Raw genomic sequence first — 17,981 nt, 5'->3', positions numbered from 1 at the left:
GTCAGCGGGCGAAGACGCCCAGGGCGTCGTAGGCGTGCCAGGAGCCGGTCCTCTTGTCGATGGTCAGGACGTTCTCGCCGGTCTTGAGGGCGGAGGCGGGCAGCCGCAGTTCCACGTAGGACGGGACGAGCGCGCTGCCCGGGACGGTGGCGTCGCCCTCGAGTGAGCCGCGGGTCGCGCCGTTCTCCAGTTCCACCTCGCGGACGGGTGCGCCGTTCAGCGCGAGGACGACGCTGCCGGGGTTGGAGGCGTGGGTGTCGATCAGCCAGATCGCCAGCCACGTCTCGCCCGCGGGGACGGCGTCCAGCGGGAAGCGGAAGGTGGCGCGGGTCGCCTTCCGATCGTTCCACGCGTCGGCCGGGCCGGGCTGGATGTAGGACCAGTCGGCGGACGGGTCGCTCTCGCCGTGGGTGTAGTCGACGCCGCCGGCGAACCTGGTCTTGTACTGCGCGTAGCCGGCGGGGGCGAGGGCGAGTTCCAGGCTCTTGTGGTCGAACGCGCCGACGGTGGCGAGGGGGCGGCCCGAGGCGGTGACCGATTCGGCGCTGTGGCCGGCGGTCTCGGCGGACGGGCGGCTGCGGTTCCCGGCGGCGTCGACGGTGACGAGGCGGTAGTGCCAGTCCTGCCTGCGTCCGCCCATGCCGGAGTGGGAGAAGGAGGCGTAGACGGTCTTGGCGATGAGGTTGCCGGGGCCGGGGGTGAAGCCGCGGGTGCGCGAGGCGTGGATCGCGTAGTGGTCGACGAGCGGCGCGTACGCCTCGCCTTCCCAGGTCAGCCTGATCCGGCCGATCTCGGCCGCGGTGCGCAGCCGGCGGGCGGGACGGGGCGCGCCGCCCGCGGCGGCCTCGGCCGGGGCCGCGCCGAACGCGGCGGGGGCGGCGGCCAGCGCGGGGGCCGCGGCGGCGGCGAGGCCGAGGGCTCTGCGGCGGGCTACGGGTTCCATGCTCAGACCTCCCGGTTCAGGCCGGGGCGGCCGGCCTCGGTGACGAAGCGCGCCGCCGTGGTGACGGGAGCGCCGGGCCTGCTGACGTACGGGACGGTCTTGAACTCCGACGTCAGCTCCGACGGCGTCAGCGTGCAGCTCACATAGCCGCGGCGGCCGTTGTAGAACTTCACGTGCGGGTTGCCGAGCCAGAGGTCGGCGTACTTGTCGGTGTCGGCGCCGTCCCCGTCCGAGCCGATCGAGGTGCACACCAGCTCGGTGCCGATCGCGGGGGAGCCGGGGTCCTTCCAGTCGGACTTGAGCTCGGCGGCGACGTGGTGGTGGATGTCGCCCGACAGCGCGACGGGGTTGGCGACGCGGTGCCGCTTCAGCGCGGCCCACAGCCGGTCGCGGTTGGCGGGGAAGCCGTCCCACATGTCGTTGCTGTACAGGTGGCCGGGGCCGGTGTCGCGGTCGATCTCGGCCATGACGACGCCGGTGCCCATGAGGTTCCAGACGGCGTCCGACCGGCTCAGCCCGTCGTACAGCCACCGCTCCTGCCGGGCGCCGAGGATCGAGCGGCGCGGGTCGTGCCGTTCGGGCGAGTCGTCTTCGACGACGCCCGCCGGAAACCCGTCGCGGTACTGGCGGTTGTCGAGCATGTCGATCTGCGCGAGCCGCCCCCATCTCAGCCGGTTGTAGAGGGTGATGTCCGGGCCGTGGGGGAGGACGGCGCGCCGCACCGGGAGGTTCTCGTAGAACGCCCGGTACGCCACGGCGCGGCGGCGCAGGAAGTCGGACGGCGGGATGCCGGTCTCCGACCACGCGTCGGCGTGGTTGTTCTGCACCTCGTGGTCGTCGCTGGTGACGATCCAGGGGGCGGCGGCGTGCGCGGCCTGGAGGTTCGGGTCGGTCTTGAACAGGGAGTAGCGCAGCCGCCACTGCTCCAGCGTGACGGTCTCCACGGCGTGCTCGGGGCCGGGCAGCGGGACGCCGCCGCGCAGCATGTTCTTGCTGGTGATGCCGTACTCGTACACGTAGTCGCCAAGGAAGACGACCAGGTCGAGGTCCTCCTTGGCCAGGTGCTCGAAGGCGGTGAAGTGCGCGTGGTACCAGGCCGCGCAGGACGCGGTGGCCAAGCGCAGCGAGGCGGGCCGGGAGCGCGGGTCGGGCGCGGTGCGGGTGCGGCCGGCGGGGCTCACCTCGGTCCCGGCGCGGAACCGGTAGAAGTACTCGCGGCCGGGCCGCAGCCCGGTCACCTCGGGGTGCACCGAGTGCGCCAGCTCCGGCGTCGCGAGGGCCTGCCCGCGCCGGACGACCTTGGTGAACGCGGCGTCCTCGGCGACCTCGTAGCGGACGGTGCAGGGGCGGCGCGGCATGCCGCCGTGCCCGTCCGGGTCCAGCGGCCGGGGCGCCAGCCGGGTCCAGAGCACGAAGCCGTCCGGCCGCGGGTCCCCGGAGGCGACGCCGAGGGTGAACGGGTCGGACGGGACGGCGCCGCCCGCGTTCTCGGCGGCGTCGGAGTGCCCGGTGCCGACCGCGAACGCGGCGGCGCCGACGCCGGTCAGCGTGAGGAACGAGCGGCGCCGCGGCGCGGGAAGGGAAGGTGTCATGCGCGTGCTCCAGGGGACGGGGGGCGGGCGCGGCGGAATACGGCGCCGCCCCGTGAAGATCAGGCTGGAGGGGGCGGGTGGACGGCGGCGGGCCGGCGGGTGTCCTGCCGCCGGACCGGTGGTGACGTTCGCTGACGCGGGCGGGAGGGACCGCCCCGGCCGGGCCGCTCGTGGCCTTGGGAGACGGCCCGGCCGGGGCGTTCGGACCGGCCCCGCACGGGGTCGGGGCCGGTGTTGGCGCGGGCGTGGTGACGCCCGGTGACGGGGTGGCTCAGTCGGCGAGCGGGCCGAGGGCGGTCTGGAGGTCGGCGGCGGCCTGGTCGATGGACTTGGCCCCGGAGATCGCGGCGGAGACCTGTTCCTGGATCGCGGTGCTGACCTCGCTGTAGCGGACCACGACGGGACGGGGCCGGGCGTTCTCCAGGCTCTTCTTCATGACCGGCAGGTACGGGTACAGCTTGATCATCTCGGCGTCGTCGTAGAGCGCGGCGCGCGACAGCGGGAACGACTGCACCTTCCCGTACTCGCGCTCGACCTCGAGCCCGACGATGTGGGCGATGAAGTCGCGGGCGCTCGCCTGGTGCTTGGAAAACGCCGACACCGACAGGTTGTTGCCGCCGAGCGTCCCGGAGCCGGGGCCGTCCTTGCCGGGCAGCGGCGACACGTCGAACTTCCCGTTCACCTTGGACGAGCCGTCCTTGGCGGCGGCCATCGCGTACACGTACGCCCAGTTGCGGTGGAAGACGAGCTTGCCCTCCTGGAAGGCGCGGCGGCTCTCCTCCTCCTTGAGCGTCACCCCCTTGGCCGGGATGGTGCCCTGTTTGAACCCGTCCACGAGGAAGCGCAGGCCCTCCTTGGCCTGCGGAGTGGTCACCTGGGGCCTGCCGGACGCGTCGAACACCTGCCCGCCGGCCGACTGGACGGCCTCGGAGTAGTTGACGGTGAGGCCCTCGTACTTGCTGAACTGGCCCGCGTAGCAGTCGACGCCCTTGCCCTCGGACGTCTTCTCGACCTTGCCGCACGCCTCGCGCAGCTCGGCCCACGTGGCCGGGGGCTTGTCGATCCCGGCGGCCGACAGCAGGTCGGTGCGGTAGTAGAGGATGCCGGTGCCGGTCAGCCACGGCGCCCCGTACAGCTTGCCGCGGTACATCCCGGTCTGGAGCGCCGCCGGGACGAACGTGCCGGTGTCCATCGTGTCCTGCGGCAGCGGCATCACCCAGCGGCGCGCGGCGAACTCGGCGGTCCACACCGCGTCCAGCCGGACGACGTCGTAGGCGTCGGACTTGATCTGGGCGTTCTGCACGAGCTGCTGCCGCACCTGGTCGCCGTCCTCGGGCAGCTCGATGATGCGGGCCTTCTCGTCCGGGTGCGCGGCGTTCCACGTGTCGACGAGCTTCTGCGTGGTCTGGGTGAGGTCCTTGCCGGTGGCGAAGGTGATCGGGCCGCGGCCGTCGTTGGCGGCCGGGGCCGCGCCCGAGCCGCCGCCGCCGTCACCTGAACCGCAGGCGCTCAGCGCGCCGAGCGCGATGGCCAGCGCGAGCACTGCGGCGGCGCCGCCGGTGGGTCTGGTCGTCATGGGATCGCCGTGCCTTTCGCGGGGGGAGGGGTGAGGTCCACGACCGTTCCGGCGTGCCGGGCCCGTTCGGCGGCCCACACCACGCGGTGCGAGGCGAGGCTCTGGCGGCCGTCGGAGCCGAGCGCGGACGGGTCGCCGGAGGCGAGCGCCTCGGCGAACGCGTCGGCCAGCGCGTCGTCGGCCGCGGCGTGCCGGCCGTCGGGCGCCTCCCGGCCGCCGCCGGGCTCGATGGTCTCCACCTCCCCGGTGACGAAGTCGCGCACGAGTAGCCGCACCCCGTCGCCCTCGACGCAGCCGGCCGAACCGAAGATCCGGGTCTGCCGCTGGGCGAACGGGGAGAAGGCGGTCATCGTGAACGAGGCCGTCGCGCCCGACGGGAACTCCATGCTCACGACCTGGTGGTCGACCACGTCGTTGTCGCAGGCGTACACGCATCGGCCGTAGGGGCCCTCGCGCAGCGCGCGCAGCACGCCGTCCTCGGTGCGGTCCCGGGTGACGGCGCCGAGCGGCCACTCCTCGCGCTCGGGGTCGCCGAGGCACCCCAGGTAGAGCCGGGTCGCCGAGTACGGGCAGTCCGGCTCGACCGCGCAGCCGGTGCAGCGGTCGGCGGCGCCGGCCGGGCGGTTCTCGGGACGGAAGTGGGTCAGCCGCCCGAACGAGCCGACCCGGGCCGGGACCTCGCCCATCACGTGCACGAGCCAGTCGACGTCGTGGCAGGACTTGGTCATCAGCATCGGGCCGGACTCGTCCTCGCGGCGCCAGTTGCCGCGCACGTAGGAGTGGGCGTGGTGCCACCAGCCGACCGGTTCGAGGTGCTGGACGCTGATCGGCGCGCCGATCCGGCCCGCGCGGACGAGCTCGCGGAGCGCCCGGGTGTAGGGGGTGTAGCGCAGCACGTGGCAGACGGCGAGCATGACGCCGGCGCGCTCGACGGCCTCCAGGACCCGGACGGCGTCGGCCTCGCCGGTCGCCATCGGCTTCTCCAGCAGGAGGTGGCAGCCGAGCCCGGCGAACGCGATCGCCGGTTCGGCGTGCTCGGCGTCCTGCGTGGCGATGACCACGCCGTCGGCGACGCGGCCCGCCGCGGCCATCTCGCGCCAGCCGGCGAAGGCCAGCTCCGGGGGGATGCCGTGCTCGGCGGCGAACCGGGCGCGGCGTCCCGGGTCGGGTTCGGCGACGGCGACGACCCGGCCGCGTCCGCTCTCCCGCATCCGCCGCGCGTAGGCGGTGCCGCGCAGGCCGGCTCCGGCCACCGCCACCGCGGGTCGGGTGCTCGGCATCCCGCTCATCAGCCTCCTGACATGGGCACACGGCTCGGCCGGCGGACGGCCGGGGCTACTTACGTAATTTCATTTCATAAGTAGATTGGCAATAATGTGGTCCGTCCGCCGATCCCTGTCAAGAGGTGCCGTGTCCGAACTCCCCCTGCACGGCGGCGATCCGTCGGTGCTGCGCCGCCTCAACTCCGCCGCCACGCTGCGGGCGCTGCGCGAGGACGGCGAGGCGACGCTGTCCGGCCTTGCCGGGCGGGTCGGGCTGTCCCGGCCGACCACCGAGGGCGTGCTCGCCGACCTGACCGCCCGCGGCCTGGTCGACGAGGCGCCGCCCCGCCAAGGCGCCGGGCTGGGCCGTCCCGCGCGCCGCTACCGGTTCCGTGCCGAGGCGGGACATGCCCTCGGCATCGAGATCGACGCGCACCGGACCCGGCTGTTCCTGGCCGACCTCGCCGGGACCGTCGTCGGCCGTCACCGCGCCGACCTGGAGGCCGATCAGCCCCCCGCCGAGCGGCTCGCCGCCGTCCGCGCCGCGGTCAAGACCTGCCTCGCGGACGCCGGGATCGACCGCCGCTCGCTGCGTGCGGTCGCGGCCGGCACCCCGGGCGTGGTCGCCCCTGACGGCGTCGTGGCGTTCTGCACGGTCGTGCCGGGCTGGGAGGGCGTCGACCTCGGCCGCGAGCTGGGCCGCTCGTTCCCGTGCCCGGTGCTGGTCGAGAACGACGCCAACCTCGCCGCCGTGGCCGAGCGCTGGCACGGCGCCGCCCGCGAGGCCGACGACGTCGTCTGCGTGCACGCCGGCTCGCACACCGGCATCGGCACGCTCATCGGCGGACGCCTGCACCGGGGCCGCTGGGGCGCGGCGGGCGAGATCGGCAAGCTGCCCGAGCTGGGCCTGTACGACACCACCGCCGTTCTGAGCGGCGCCGAGAGCGCGGGCGCGCTGCTGGACGGGATCGCCCCGTCCGGCGCCGGGGCCCGCCGGGTGCTGGACGCGGCGGGCCGCGCCGAGCGGGTGCTGGACGCGGCGGCCCGCGCCGAACGGGTGCTGGACGCGGCGGGCCGCGCCGAGCCCGCCGCGTCGGCGCTGGTCGCCGCGCTCGCCGAGCGGATGGCCCGCGGCGTCGCGGCGATGGCGCTCGCGCTGGACCCGGAGATGATCGTCGTCGGCGGCCCGCTGGTCCGGCCCGGCGGTCCGCTGGTGCCCGAGCTGCGGCGCCGCGTCCGGCCGCTGTGCCTGAGCCCGGTCCGGATCGAGGCGTCCACGCTCGGCGACGAGGCGGTCGGGCTCGGCGCGGTCCGGCTCGCCCTGGACCGGATCGACGAGGACCTCTTCAGCCTCGACCGGCCCGCGCAGGCGCCCGCGGAATCGCCCGCGGAATCCGGCGAGGAGCGCCAAGACAGGCCCGCCCCGTCGGCATGAACCGCCACAAGTGGCGCGACCGGTTGACGGCACTACGCGTGACACCTACGTTCCGGTGGTAGACATCCACTCCGGCCGTCAGAGAGAGTCGACGGGTGTCGTCAGGGGGCCGCCCGCGAGGAGGCGTCGCGCCGATGCTCCCGTCCGCCCCATTCCTCCCGTTCCGTCATCCCCGCCGCCCCGGCCGCCCCGGCCTCGGTCCCTCGTCCCGGCCGGCCCGTGCCCTGGTCGTCTGCGCCACGCTGGTGGCGCTCGTCGCGGCGTCGCTGCCCGGCCTCGCCTCCGCGTCCCCGTCCGCGCCCGCGCCGCCGCCCGACGTCTACACCTACCTCGACGACCCGCAGATGACCGGCGAGGGACAGGAACCCGCGCACGCCCTGCTGCGCCCCTACACCGGCGTCCCGGAGGCGACCGCGGGCGGGGACGGCTCGCGGTGGACGCGACCGCTCGACGGCGACTGGCGATTCGCGCTCGCCGACCGTCCCGGCGAGGTGCCCGCGGGCTTCTACCGCGAGGGCTACGACACCTCCCGGTGGCGGGACGTGAAGGTCCCGCACACCTGGCAGAGCGACCGGCTCGACCATCCGATGTTCCGCAACATCCCCACCGAGGTCTGGCCGGACGACCCGCCGAGGACTCCCCGCGACATCAACCCGACCGGCGCGTACGTCAAGCGGCTGGACGTGCCGTCCGACTGGTCCGGGCGCCGCACGGTCGTCCGGTTCGAGGGCGTGACCAGCGCCTACTTCGTCTGGGTGAACGGGAAGTACGCGGGCTACGACCAGGGCGGCTACACCCCCGCCGAGTTCGACGTCACCGATCTGGTGCACAAGGGTGCCAACACGGTCGCGGTGCAGGTGCACCGCTGGAGCGCCGGCTCCTACATGGAGGACTACGACCAGTGGCGGTACAGCGGCATCTTCCGCTCCGTCTGGGCCTACTCCACGCCGAAGACCTACCTGCGGGACGCGACCATCACCACCGGCCTCGACGCGTCCTACCGCGACGCGACGCTCAACGCCGATCTGACGCTGGCCGGCAAGCAGGGGACCCGGGGCGCCCACACCGTGCGCGCGGCCCTCGTCGCCCCGGACGGACGGACCGTGCAGCGCCTCTCCGGCAAGGTCACGGTCGCGGGCGAGACCGCCAGGGTGCGGCTGAGCGCGCCCGTCGCCGATCCCGCCAAGTGGTCGGACGAGACGCCGAACCTCTACCGGCTCGTCCTCGAGCTCGTGGCCCCCGACGGACGGGTCGCGCAGACCACCGCCGAGACCTTCGGCTTCCGCAGGATCGAGGTGCGCGACCGGCAGCTCCTGGTCAACGGGAAGCGCATCCTGATCAAGGGCGTGAACCGGCCCGAGACCGACCCTGACACCGGCCGGCACCAGACCCGGGCGCGGATGGACTCCGACGTCGCGCTGATGAAGCGGCTGAACGTCAACGCCGTCCGCACCGCGCACTACCCGTCCGACCCGTACCTCTACGGCCTCGCCGACCGGCGCGGGCTGTGGATCGACGACGAGGTCGACATCGAGACGCACAACTACCAGGACTGCACCAGGCCCCCGGGGCCGCAGGACTGCCTGGCCGACCGGCCCGAATGGCAGAAGGCATTCCTCGAGCGGTTCCAGGCGATGGTCGCCCGCGACAAGAACCATCCGAGCGTCCTGATGTGGGACACCGGCAACGAGGCGGGCCTCGGCGCCGCGCACTACACGATGGCCGAGTGGGCGACCGCGACCGATCCGTCCCGGCCGCTGTACCACCAGTCCAACACCCCCGACGGTGACGCCCCGTACGCGGCGGTGTGGGGCCCGCGCTACCCGACGCCCGCCCGGCTGGAGGCGCAGGCCGCCGCGACGACGAAGCCGATCGTGCTCGGCGAGTACGCGCACGCGATGGGCAACAGCCTCGGGAACTTCCGGGAGTTCTGGGAGGTCATGCGCCGGCACCCGCAGGCGCAGGGCGGGTTCATCTGGGACTGGGCCGAGGCCGGGCTCCGGCAACCCCTCACCACCACCCCCGACGCGTCCGGCAACAACATCCGCGCCTGGTTGCAGGGGCTCCCGCGGACCGTGCCCGGCCATCACGGCAAGGCCCTCTACCTGTCCGGGCTGGACGACTTCGCGGAGGTCTACCGCGACCGCCGCCTCGACCTCACCGGCAGGGCCGTCACCCTGGACGCCTGGGTGAAGCCGGCCCGCCCCTGGACGGGCGACTTCACCATCGTCGGCAAGGGCGACCGGTCGTACGCGCTGACGATGGCCGACGAGAAGACGCTGGAGTTCTTCATCCACAGCGGCACCTGGCGTACCGTCCGCGCGCCCGTCCCCGCGAACTGGAACGACACCTGGCACCGCGTCACCGGCAGCTACGACGGCACCGCCCTGCGGCTCTACATCGACGGCCGCCAGGCCGCCGCCGTCCCCTACGGCGGCACCATCGACCGGTCGTCCTCGGACGTCAACGTCGGCCGCAACTCCGACACCATGCAGGACGCCTACAAGGGCCGCATGGCGCACGGCACCCTCGACGAGGTCCGGATCTACGACCGCGCGCTGGCGCCCGCCGAGCTGGCGTCCGGCGCCGACCCGAAGAGCGGCGCCGTGCTCGCGCTCGACTTCGACCGCTTCGACACCGGCGGCACCTTCCTGTCCAACGGGCAGAGCCTGTCGGGCGAGGACGGGCTGGTCGGCGCCGACCGCTACCTCCAGCCCGAGCTGAAGCAGCTCGCCTGGACGCAGTCGCCGATCCGCGTCACCCGCGCGGGCGGCGCCGGCGGCACGGTGACCGTGGCGAGCGAACGGGCCTTCGCCGGCACGTCCGACCTCGAACTGCGCTGGCGCTACATCGAGGGCGGCCGCACGCTCGGCTCTGGCACGAGGCCCCTCGACCTACCGCCCGGCGGATCGACGCAGTTCGCGCCGCCACCGCCGCCCGCGAACCCGGCCGGGGCCGAACGGTGGCTCACCGTCGAGGCCGTCCTCAAGGACCGCACCTGGTACGGGCCGGCCGGGCACGTCGTCGGCTTCGGCCAGTTCCCGGCGGGCGGCACCGCCGTCCCGGGCGTCCGCAGGCCCCCGTCGGGCGAGGTGCGCGCGGTGCAGGACGCGCGGACCGTCACGGTGACCGGCGGCGGCTTCCGCTACGTGTTCGACAAGGCCAAGGGCACGCTCACCTCGATGCGCAGCAACGGCGCCGAGCTGCTGCGCACCGGCCCCGAACTCGACGTGTGGCGCCCGCCGATCAGCAACGAGACCTACACGTGGGGCCGCGCCGAGGGGGAGGACTGGCGCAAGGCGGGCCTGGACCGCCTGGTCACCACGCCGGGCACCGTCACCGTCACGCCCGGCGGCGGTTCCGGCGCGGCCCGGGGCGCGGCCCCGCGCGCCGCCGGCCCGAAGGTCACGGTCGAGATCACCTCGACGGTGTCGGGGGAGGCGGACGCCTGGTTCGACCAGACCACCACCTACGTCGTCGACGGGGCCGGGCAGATCGACCTGACCCACCGCGTCGTCCCGCAGGGGCGCGTGCGCACGCTGCCCTACCTCGCCCGGATCGGCCACACCCTCAAGGCGCCCGACCGGTTCTCGACGTTCGCCTGGTACGGGCGCGGGAAGGCGGAGAACTACACCGACCGCAAGGACGGCACCCAGATGGGCGTGTGGTCGTCGTCCGTCGACGACCAGTACGTCCAGTACTACCGGCCGCAGGACCACGGCAACCACGACGACGTCAGGTGGGCGCTGCTGACCGACGGCCGCGCCGGGCTGCTGGTCGCGGGCGACCTGGAGGTCGGCGTGACCCCCTACGACGACCTCGACCGGGCGCTGTACCCGTTCGCCCGGCAGCGCAATCCCGGCTGGAACACCCTGCACGTCGACCATTCCGTCACCGGGGTCGGCGACACGCCCAACCCGGTGCGGCCCGAATACCAGGTCCGTCCGGACCGGGAGTACTCCTACACCACGCTCCTGCGCCCACTCACCCCGGCTGAGGCGCGCGCCAAGGCCCCGGGCGGCTAACCGCGCGAGACGTCGGCCTCGGCCCAGGCTCCCCGGCGCGGCCCGTCCGGAGGCGGCGGTCTCAGTCGCGCCGGTTCTAGTCGCGCCGGTCTCAGTCGCGGTGGTCCCGGACGCGGCGGTGGTGCAGAGCGCGCATCTCGTCGGCGAACTCGGGGGCGGGGCCTTCGACCGCGACGCCGGGCGCGACCTCCTGCACCGGCAGGGACCGCACCGGCGAGGGCGGGAGGCCGATCTCGGCGCACCAGGCCGCGGTCTGCGCCGCCGACGACGCGTACACGATCCGGCCGATGCCCGCCCAGGCGTGCGCGGCCGAGCACATCGGGCAGTGCTCGCCGGAGGTGTAGACCGTCGCCCCGGCCCGCTCCCCGGCGGAGAGGTTCACCGCGGCCCAGCGCGCCAGCGCGAACTCCGGGTGGGCGGTCGGGTCGCCGTTCTCGCGGACGCGGTTGTGGTCCTCGGCGAGCGAGGCGCCGTCCGCGCCGGCCAGCACCGACCCGAAGGGCTCCTCGCCCCGCTCCAGGGCCGTGACGGCGAGGTCGACGCATCGGCGCAGGTGACGGAGATCGTTCTCGTTCATGGGCGGATGCTAGCCCGCGGTCGCGCGCCGCCGCGAACCATCGGTCCACTCCGTCCATCGAAGGATCGAGACCACCGGCGGACGGAGACGACTTGCACACCGTGACCGACGCGGAGCCGAGCACGGACGACCATGGCGCCGGGCGGGGGGACCGGCCGCGCGCGTGGGTGACCGTCCTCGTGTGGGCTGTCGTGGCGCTGTTCGCGGCGTGGGCCGCCCTGCGGACGCTCGGCTGGGAGCCCGGCTTCCGCTGGCGGCAGCTCGTGGCGTTCACGCCGTACGTCGCGGCTGCGGCGGTCCTCGTGCCGGTGGCGGCGCTGGTGATGCGGCGCTGGTGGGCGTCGGTGACCGCGGTGGCGGTGGCCTGCGCCCTCTCCTGGGCGGTGCTGCCCCGGGCGATGCGCGACGGCGACCCGCCGGCCCAGGGGCCCGCGCTGCGGGTGCTCGCCGCGAACCTGCGAGCCGGCACGGTACCGGCGGACGACCTGGTGAACGAGGTGCGGCGGCTGCGCCCGGACGTCCTCGCGGTGCAGGAGCTGACCCCGGACGCCGCGGCGGCGTTCGATGCGGCGGGCCTGAAGGGCCTGCTCCCGTACCGGGTGCTCAGCCCGTCCCCCGGCGTCGTGGGGTCCGGGGTGTACGCCCGGTTCCCCGTCCACGAGCAGCAGATGATCGCCTATTCGTTCCGGCAGGTGCGGGCCCGGGTGGACGTTCCCGGGGCGCCGCCGGTGGAGGTCGTGTCGGTGCATCCGTGCGCGCCGTCCGTCCCGAGGCTGGAGGCGTGCTGGGAGGCCGGGCTGAAGGCGCTGCCTCCCCCCGGCGGGAAGGGGCCGGTGCGGCTGCTGGCCGGCGACTTCAACGCCACCCTCGACCACCGGCTGATGCGCGGGCTGATCGACCGGGGCTACCGGGACGCCGCGGACGTCACCGGCGCCGGGCTGCTCGCCACCTGGCCGGTCAACGACGTGCGCCGCGAGCCGACGCCGCACGTCACCCTCGACCACGTGCTGGCGGACCCCCGGGTCGCGGTCCGCTCGTTCGGCACCCGCACCCTGCCGCGCACCGACCACCGGGCCGTCCGCGCCGACCTCACCCTGCCCCGGGGGTGAGCGGGGCGGCGAACGGCGGGCGTTCGGCGAGGAGCGCGTCGGTGGCGGCGACGGCGGCGGCCAGGCGGTCCTCGTGCGGGCCGGTGACCTGGACGTGGGGGAGCCCGCGCCGCTCCAGCTCCGCGCGGAGCCGGTCCGCCGCCCGGGTCCGGTCCGGCTCGCCGTCGTGCCGCCCGTCCGGCGCGAACGGGACGCCCTCCGGCGAGGTGACGATCCACAGGTGGTGCGCGGTGCCCTCGTGCAGATGCTCGATCTCGGGCGCGGGCGCGTCCAGCCGGCGCTCGTGCCAGAGCGCCGCCGCGAGCGCGTCGGTGTCGCAGACCAGCAGCGGCGAGCCGGACCGCGCGGCGGCGTCCTCCACCGCGAGGTGGCGCTCGGCGATCAGGGTGAACTCGGCCGACTCCCAGGTCAGATCGCCCGGCCCCAGGCCCGGGTCGGCGGCGTCGCGGCGTGCGGCGGCGAGCTTCTCCTCGGCGTAGGTGCGGCCGTACTCGGGCACCCACCGGGTCGCCTCCCACACCCCGCCCCGTCCGGTGTAGTGCGCGGCGAGCGCGCGGGCGAGCGTCGTCGTGCCGGACGATCCCGCCCCCGCCACCACGACCCGGCGGGCGAGGTAGGCGCGGACCGGCGGGGCGAGCCAGCGCCAGTGCCCGGCCGGGTCGTCCCGGATGGCGGTGCCGCTGACCGGGAACCGCTCGCGCGGCGGGTCCACCGGGACGTGCGCGGCGGAGAACCGGCGGGCCAGCTCCGCCCCGTACGGCTCGGAGCTGAACACCGCGTCCACCGGGGGCACCGCGACGCCGAGCCCGGACCGCAGCGCCAGCCCGGCGCGGAACGCCGCCACGTGCGCCGACCGGACCGCGTCGGAGTCATCGTCGACCTCCGCGTCGTCCACCACCGGGACGATCTCCACGTGCGGCTGCGGATGGGCCTCGCGGAGCCAGGCGGTGCGTAGCGCCAGCGGGACGCTCTCCACGCTGGACGCCGCGACGGTCACGGTCACCCGGACGCAGGACCGGGCCGCGGTGTCGATCAGATGGCTGTGGCCGGCGTGCGGCGGGTGGAACTTGCCGATCACCAGCCCGTGCTCATAGGTCAATCGGTCCCCTCCCCGGAACGATCACAGGTCGTCCGGCAGACGGTAACGCGTGCGCGCCCGTCCGGCCACGCGGGGCGAAGACCCCTCCGTCCCGGACCGTGTGGGGCGGCCGGGACGGAGGGGGACTCGGGGGACGCGCGGAGTCAGGCGACGATCAGGACCGGCCGCTCCAGCAGCTCGGCGAGGCGGGCCAGGAACTGCGCGCCCGTCGCGCCGTCGCACGCGCGGTGGTCGACCGACAGCGTCACCGCCAGGCGCTTGCCCGGGACGACCTGCCCGTCCTTCACCACCGGCTCGTCCCGCACCGCGCCGACGGCCAGGATCGCCGCCTCCGGCGGGTTGATCACCGCGGAGAAGCTGGCCACCCCGTACATGCCGAGGTTGCTGACGCTGAAGGTGCCGCCGCTCATCTCCCGCGCGCCGAGCTTCCCGTCGCGGGCCCGGCCGGCCAGCTCCCGGGTCTCGGCGCCGATCTGCGACACGCTCTTGCGGTCCGCGTCGTGGATCACCGGGACCAGCAGCCCCTCGTCGACCGCGACGGCCACCCCGACGTTCACCCGCTTGTGCTGGAGCAGGGCGTCCTCGGTGTAGGAGACGTTGACGGCCGGGTGCTCGCGCAGCGCGGTGGCGCACGCCTTCACGATCAGGTCGTTCACGCTGACCTTGGCGGGGGCCAGCGCCTGGTTGAGCGTGCCGCGGAAGGCCAGCAGCGGCTCGGCGTCCACCTCGCGGGTGAGGTAGAAGTGCGGCGCGTCGCGCTTGCTCTCGGTGAGCCTGCGCGCGGCCACCTTGCGGAACCGGCTGAGCGGGACCGCCTCGACGTCCGGGTCGTCCTGCCGCGCGGTCGCGGGCTGGGCGGGCGCCGCCTGGACGGCCGCGGTCACGGGCGTTACGGACGCGGCGGGCGTGACGGACGCGGCGCCGCGGACGGCGGCCTCGATGTCGGCCCGGATGATCCGTCCGCCCGGGCCCGAGCCGGTCAGGGTGCCCAGGTCGATGCCGTGGTCACGGGCGAGCCTGCGGGCCAGCGGCGACGACGGCGGCCGGGACCGCGGAGCCGTCCCCTTGCCCTGCGCCGGGACGGGGGCCGGGGCCGGGGCGGCGGCGGGCGTGGCCGCGGCGGCGGGTTCCGGGACGGCCGCCAGGACGGGCTTGTCCTCGGCGGCGGGCTCCGCCGCCTTGGCCGGGGCCGCGCCGGTCGGGGTGACGATCGCGATGGGGGCGCCGATGGGGGCCGACTCGCCCTCGGCCACCAGGATCTCGGCGAGCACGCCGGCCTCGTAGGCCTCGTACTCCATCACGGCCTTGTCGGTCTCGATGTCGACGATGACGTCGCCGACCGCGACCGGGTCTCCGGGCTTCTTCTGCCAGGAGCTGACGACGCCCTCCTCCATGGTGTCGGAGAGCCGGGGCATGAGGATCTCGGTCATGAAGCGTTCTCCAGCGGGGACAGAGGCAGGCGGCCGGTCGCGCGGAGCGTGTCGCGGGCGGCGGTGAGGAGGGAGTCCGCGGACGGCAGCGCGGCCGTCTCCAGGGACTTGGCGTAGGGGAGCGGCACTTCGGCCATCGCGACCCGGCGGACCGGCGCGTCGAGCCAGTCGAAGGCGCCCTCCTGGATGGTCGCGGCGATCTCGGCGCCGATGCCGTAGGTCAGCCAGTCGTCCTCGGCGACCACGGCGCAGCCGGTCCGGCGGACCGACTCGACGATGGTCGCGCGGTCGAGCGGGCGCAGGCTGCGCAGGTCGACGACCTCGGCGGAGATCCCCTCGGCGGCGAGGGTCTCGGCGACCTCGGTGGTGACCCGGGCCATCCGCGAGTAGCCGATGAGGGTGATGTCGGTGCCGGGACGGGTGACCGCGGCGCGGCCGATCTGCGCCGGCTCGATGTCGGCGATCTCGGCGGGCAGCTCGCCCTTGCTGTTGTAGAGGGCGAGGTTCTCCAGGAACAGCACCGGGTCGTCGTCGCGGATCGCGGCCTTCAGCATCGCCGACGCCTCGGCGGGCGTGCTCGGCGCGACGACCTTCAGGCCCGGGATGAACGAGTAGAACAGCTCCACGTTCTGCGAGTGCGTGGCACCGAGCTGCTGGCCGCCGCCGCCGGGGGTGCGGATCACCAGCGGCACGCTGGCCTGGCCGCCGAACATCCCGTAGATCTTCGCGGCGTGGTTGACGATCTGGTCCAGCGCGAGCAGCGAGAAGTTGATCGTCATCAGCTCCACGACCGGGCGCAGCCCGAGCATGGCGGCGCCGATCGCGGCACCGACGAAGCCCTCCTCGGCGATCGGGGTGTCGCGCACCCGGCGCGGGCCGAACTCCTTCAGCAGCCCTTCAGTGATCTTGTACGAGCCCTCGAAGAGGCCGATCTCCTCGCCCATGAGGAAGACGTTCTCGTCGCGCAGCATCTCCGCGTGAAGCGTGTCGCGCAGGGCCTGGCGGTAGGTGACGGTTGCCATCGGACGGTCTCCTTCAGTCCCGGAACACCGGCTCGGCGGGCAGGCGGCGCAGCTCGCCCGGGACGGGGGTGGCGTAGGTGTAGTCGAACAGCGTGGAGACCTCGGGGGCCGGGCTGCCGTCGGCGAACGCGGCGGCGGCGTCGATCTCCGCGGTGACCTCGGCGTCGAGCCGGTCGCGGTCGTCGTGGCTCAGCGCCCCGGACTCGGCCAGCTCCAGCGCCAGCCGGGCCAGCGGATCGGCGGCCTTGAGCGCCTCCCGCTCCTCCTTGGAGCGGTACCGGGCCGGGTCGACCACCGAGTGGCCCTTCAACCGGGGGCTCACGGTCTCCAGCAGGTACGGCCGGCTCTCGGAGCGGGCGCGCTCCACGGCGACGCGGGCCGCCTCGCGCACGGCGATCACGTCGGTGCCGTCCACCCGGGCGCTCTCCATCCGGTACGCGGCGCCGCGCTTGTACAGCTCGGGCTCGGCGGCGGAGTTCTCCACCGTGGTGCCCATCCCGAGACCGTTGTTGATCACCACGAAGACCACCGGCAGGTCCCACAGGCCGGCGATGTTCAGCGACTCGTGGAAGGCGCCGATGGCGGTCGTCCCGTCGCCCATCTGGCACATCACGACCTCGTCGCCGCCCTTGTAGGACACCGCGAGGGCGGCCCCCGTGGCCAGCGGGACCTGCCCGCCGACGATGCCGTACCCGCCGAGCAGCCGGGCCTCGGCGTCGAACAGGTGCATCGACCCGCCCCAGCCCTTGGACACCCCGGTCGAGCGGCCGTACAGCTCGGCCATCACCCGGTCGGCGCCGATGCCCTTGCCCAGCGCGTACCCGTGCTCCCGGTAGTTGGTGAACAGGTAGTCGCTCGGGCGCAGCGCGGCCATCAGCCCGACGACCGTGGCCTCCTCGCCCAGGTTGAGGTGGCAGTAGCCGCCGATCTTCGCCTCGGTATAGGCCCGGGCGGCGCGCTCCTCGAAGCGCCGGATCAGCAGCATCTGCCGGTAGTAGGCGACGAGCGTCGCCGCGTCGGCCGAATGCTCGGTCGTGCCCTGCGCCGTCGCGCCGCCGCCATTGGAGCGGGCGCTGTCCGCGCGCGTGCGCCGCGCGCGGGCCGGGGCGGCCTTGGTGGTCTCAGCCATCGGCGACCTTCCTCTGTACGGGGGAGACGTCGTAGGATCGCCACGACGCTCACCGATCATCATTGATCAATGATCGATCATATGTTAGCCGTCAAGAGGCACTTACCGGGCATGCGTCTACGATGTGCTGCGTGAACGCGCCGCCCGCCGCCCAGCTGCTCCGTACCGGACTGGCCGACCAGATCCGCGAGTTCATCGTCGAGGGCATCAGCTCGGGCCGCTGGGAGCCCGGCGAGCGCATCGTCGAGCGCCGCATCGCCGGCGAGCTCGGGGTGAGCCAGGGCCCGGTCCGCGAGGCCCTGCGCCAGCTCGAGGCGCAGCGGCTGATCGAGACCCTGCCCAACCGCGGCGCCCGGGTCCGCGAGTTCACCGAGCAGGACCTGGCCGAGATCTTCCCCGTCCGGGCCGGCCTGGAGCGGACCGCCGCCGAGCTGGCGCTGCCCCGCCTGGCCGGCCGGATGGGCGCGCTGGAGCACCACAACCGGCTCCTGGCCGCCGCCGCCGAGGACGGCGACCTGGTCGCCCAGATGCGGCTCAGCATCGCCTTCCACCGCGAGATCGTCGAGACCGCGGGCAACCGGCTGCTGGTGGCGGTGTGGGAGGGCCTCGGCATCGAGCTGTGGACGACGCTCTCGCTGCGCCTGCACCGCACCGAGATCTACTCCAAGTCGGCCGAGCACGCCGAGCTGATCGAGGCGTTCCGCCGCGAGGACCCCGACGCCCCCCGGCTGCTGCACGACCACGTGATGAACTACGCCCCCTAGGACTCCCGTGCCCGCCCC

The 17,981-nt window shown here is 74.4% G+C and carries 13 protein-coding genes; 4 read left to right on the top strand and 9 right to left on the bottom strand.

Annotation, left to right across the window (positions count from 1 at the left end; genetic code table 11):
* Position 1: 1 nt before the first annotated feature.
* The 4 genes from OHA34_RS11430 to OHA34_RS11415 all read right to left on the bottom strand — a co-directional run bounded on the left by OHA34_RS11430 (position 2) and on the right by OHA34_RS11415 (position 5,391).
* A complete protein-coding gene (locus tag OHA34_RS11430; protein ID WP_285941097.1) occupies positions 2-943 on the bottom strand; it encodes a polysaccharide lyase family protein in 942 nt (313 codons plus the stop codon).
* Positions 944-945: 2 nt separating this feature from the next.
* Positions 946-2,535, bottom strand: a complete 1,590-nt coding sequence (locus tag OHA34_RS11425) for an alkaline phosphatase D family protein (RefSeq protein ID WP_285941096.1) — start codon at positions 2,533-2,535, stop codon at positions 946-948.
* 271 nt (positions 2,536-2,806) lie between these two features.
* Positions 2,807-4,111 (bottom strand): ABC transporter substrate-binding protein, encoded by a 1,305-nt coding sequence (locus OHA34_RS11420; RefSeq protein WP_285941095.1) that lies wholly within the window; start codon positions 4,109-4,111, stop codon positions 2,807-2,809.
* Positions 4,108-5,391 carry a Gfo/Idh/MocA family protein gene (locus tag OHA34_RS11415; protein ID WP_285941094.1) on the bottom strand — a complete coding sequence of 428 codons (1,284 nt, stop codon included), beginning with the start codon at positions 5,389-5,391 and terminating at the stop codon, positions 4,108-4,110. Before OHA34_RS11415 ends, OHA34_RS11420 begins: the two co-directional genes overlap by 4 nt.
* 130 nt (positions 5,392-5,521) lie before the next feature.
* On the opposite strand from OHA34_RS11415, the gene OHA34_RS11410 reads away from it, so the two are divergent.
* A complete protein-coding gene (locus OHA34_RS11410; protein WP_329521586.1) occupies positions 5,522-6,808 on the top strand; it encodes an ROK family transcriptional regulator in 1,287 nt (428 codons plus the stop codon).
* A 134-nt stretch (positions 6,809-6,942) separates the two neighbouring features.
* Positions 6,943-10,833 (top strand): glycoside hydrolase family 2 TIM barrel-domain containing protein, encoded by a 3,891-nt coding sequence (locus OHA34_RS11405; protein ID WP_329521585.1) that lies wholly within the window; start codon positions 6,943-6,945, stop codon positions 10,831-10,833.
* 91 nt (positions 10,834-10,924) lie between these two features.
* On the opposite strand, the gene OHA34_RS11400 is transcribed toward OHA34_RS11405, so the two are convergent.
* Positions 10,925-11,410 (bottom strand): nucleoside deaminase, encoded by a 486-nt coding sequence (locus tag OHA34_RS11400; RefSeq protein ID WP_329521584.1) that lies wholly within the window; start codon positions 11,408-11,410, stop codon positions 10,925-10,927.
* Positions 11,411-11,511: 101 nt separating this feature from the next.
* On the opposite strand from OHA34_RS11400, the gene OHA34_RS11395 reads away from it, so the two are divergent.
* Positions 11,512-12,519: an endonuclease/exonuclease/phosphatase family protein gene (locus tag OHA34_RS11395; protein WP_329522396.1), complete on the top strand. Its 1,008-nt coding sequence runs from the start codon at positions 11,512-11,514 to the stop codon at positions 12,517-12,519.
* On the opposite strand, the gene OHA34_RS11390 is transcribed toward OHA34_RS11395, so the two are convergent.
* The 4 genes from OHA34_RS11390 to pdhA all read right to left on the bottom strand — a co-directional run bounded on the left by OHA34_RS11390 (position 12,500) and on the right by pdhA (position 17,199).
* The gene (locus OHA34_RS11390) at positions 12,500-13,618 is read right to left on the bottom strand and encodes an AAA family ATPase (protein ID WP_329521583.1); all 1,119 of its coding nucleotides are present in this window, start codon (positions 13,616-13,618) and stop codon (positions 12,500-12,502) included. The genes OHA34_RS11395 and OHA34_RS11390 overlap by 20 nt on opposite strands.
* Before the next feature lie 143 nt (positions 13,619-13,761).
* Positions 13,762-15,048: a dihydrolipoamide acetyltransferase family protein gene (locus OHA34_RS11385; RefSeq protein WP_329521582.1), complete on the bottom strand. Its 1,287-nt coding sequence runs from the start codon at positions 15,046-15,048 to the stop codon at positions 13,762-13,764.
* Positions 15,045-16,070, bottom strand: coding sequence for an alpha-ketoacid dehydrogenase subunit beta (locus tag OHA34_RS11380; RefSeq protein WP_329521581.1), 1,026 nt, complete (start codon positions 16,068-16,070; stop codon positions 15,045-15,047). The genes OHA34_RS11385 and OHA34_RS11380 overlap by 4 nt, the downstream gene beginning before the upstream one ends.
* 13 nt (positions 16,071-16,083) lie before the next feature.
* Entirely contained in the window at positions 16,084-17,199 is a 1,116-nt protein-coding gene (pdhA, locus tag OHA34_RS11375; protein ID WP_329521580.1) for a pyruvate dehydrogenase (acetyl-transferring) E1 component subunit alpha, read from the bottom strand.
* A 131-nt stretch (positions 17,200-17,330) separates the two neighbouring features.
* On the opposite strand from pdhA, the gene OHA34_RS11370 reads away from it, so the two are divergent.
* Positions 17,331-17,963 carry a GntR family transcriptional regulator gene (locus tag OHA34_RS11370; protein WP_285941086.1) on the top strand — a complete coding sequence of 211 codons (633 nt, stop codon included), beginning with the start codon at positions 17,331-17,333 and terminating at the stop codon, positions 17,961-17,963.
* The last annotated feature ends 18 nt before the right edge of the window (positions 17,964-17,981 follow it).

Origin of the sequence: Spirillospora sp. NBC_01491 (assembly GCF_036227065.1) — a bacterium.
Lineage (GTDB): Bacteria > Actinomycetota > Actinomycetes > Streptosporangiales > Streptosporangiaceae > Spirillospora > Spirillospora xylanilytica.
The sequence above is the reverse complement of the archived record's forward strand: the minus strand, read 5'-3'. Positions and strand labels throughout refer to the sequence as shown.

Bases quoted from the DNA above. Each gene is read 5' to 3' on its own strand.
- OHA34_RS11405 (WP_329521585.1), top strand. From the start codon at position 6,943: ATGCTCCCGTCCGCCCCATTCCTCCCGTTCCGTCATCCCCGCCGCCCC.
- OHA34_RS11385 (WP_329521582.1), bottom strand. From the start codon at position 15,048: ATGACCGAGATCCTCATGCCCCGGCTCTCCGACACCATGGAGGAGGGC.
- OHA34_RS11400 (WP_329521584.1), bottom strand. From the start codon at position 11,410: ATGAACGAGAACGATCTCCGTCACCTGCGCCGATGCGTCGACCTCGCC.
- OHA34_RS11420 (WP_285941095.1), bottom strand. From the start codon at position 4,111: ATGACGACCAGACCCACCGGCGGCGCCGCCGCAGTGCTCGCGCTGGCC.
- OHA34_RS11425 (WP_285941096.1), bottom strand. From the start codon at position 2,535: ATGACACCTTCCCTTCCCGCGCCGCGGCGCCGCTCGTTCCTCACGCTG.
- pdhA (WP_329521580.1), bottom strand. From the start codon at position 17,199: ATGGCTGAGACCACCAAGGCCGCCCCGGCCCGCGCGCGGCGCACGCGC.
- OHA34_RS11430 (WP_285941097.1), bottom strand. From the start codon at position 943: ATGGAACCCGTAGCCCGCCGCAGAGCCCTCGGCCTCGCCGCCGCCGCG.
- OHA34_RS11415 (WP_285941094.1), bottom strand. From the start codon at position 5,391: ATGCCGAGCACCCGACCCGCGGTGGCGGTGGCCGGAGCCGGCCTGCGC.
- OHA34_RS11380 (WP_329521581.1), bottom strand. From the start codon at position 16,070: ATGGCAACCGTCACCTACCGCCAGGCCCTGCGCGACACGCTTCACGCG.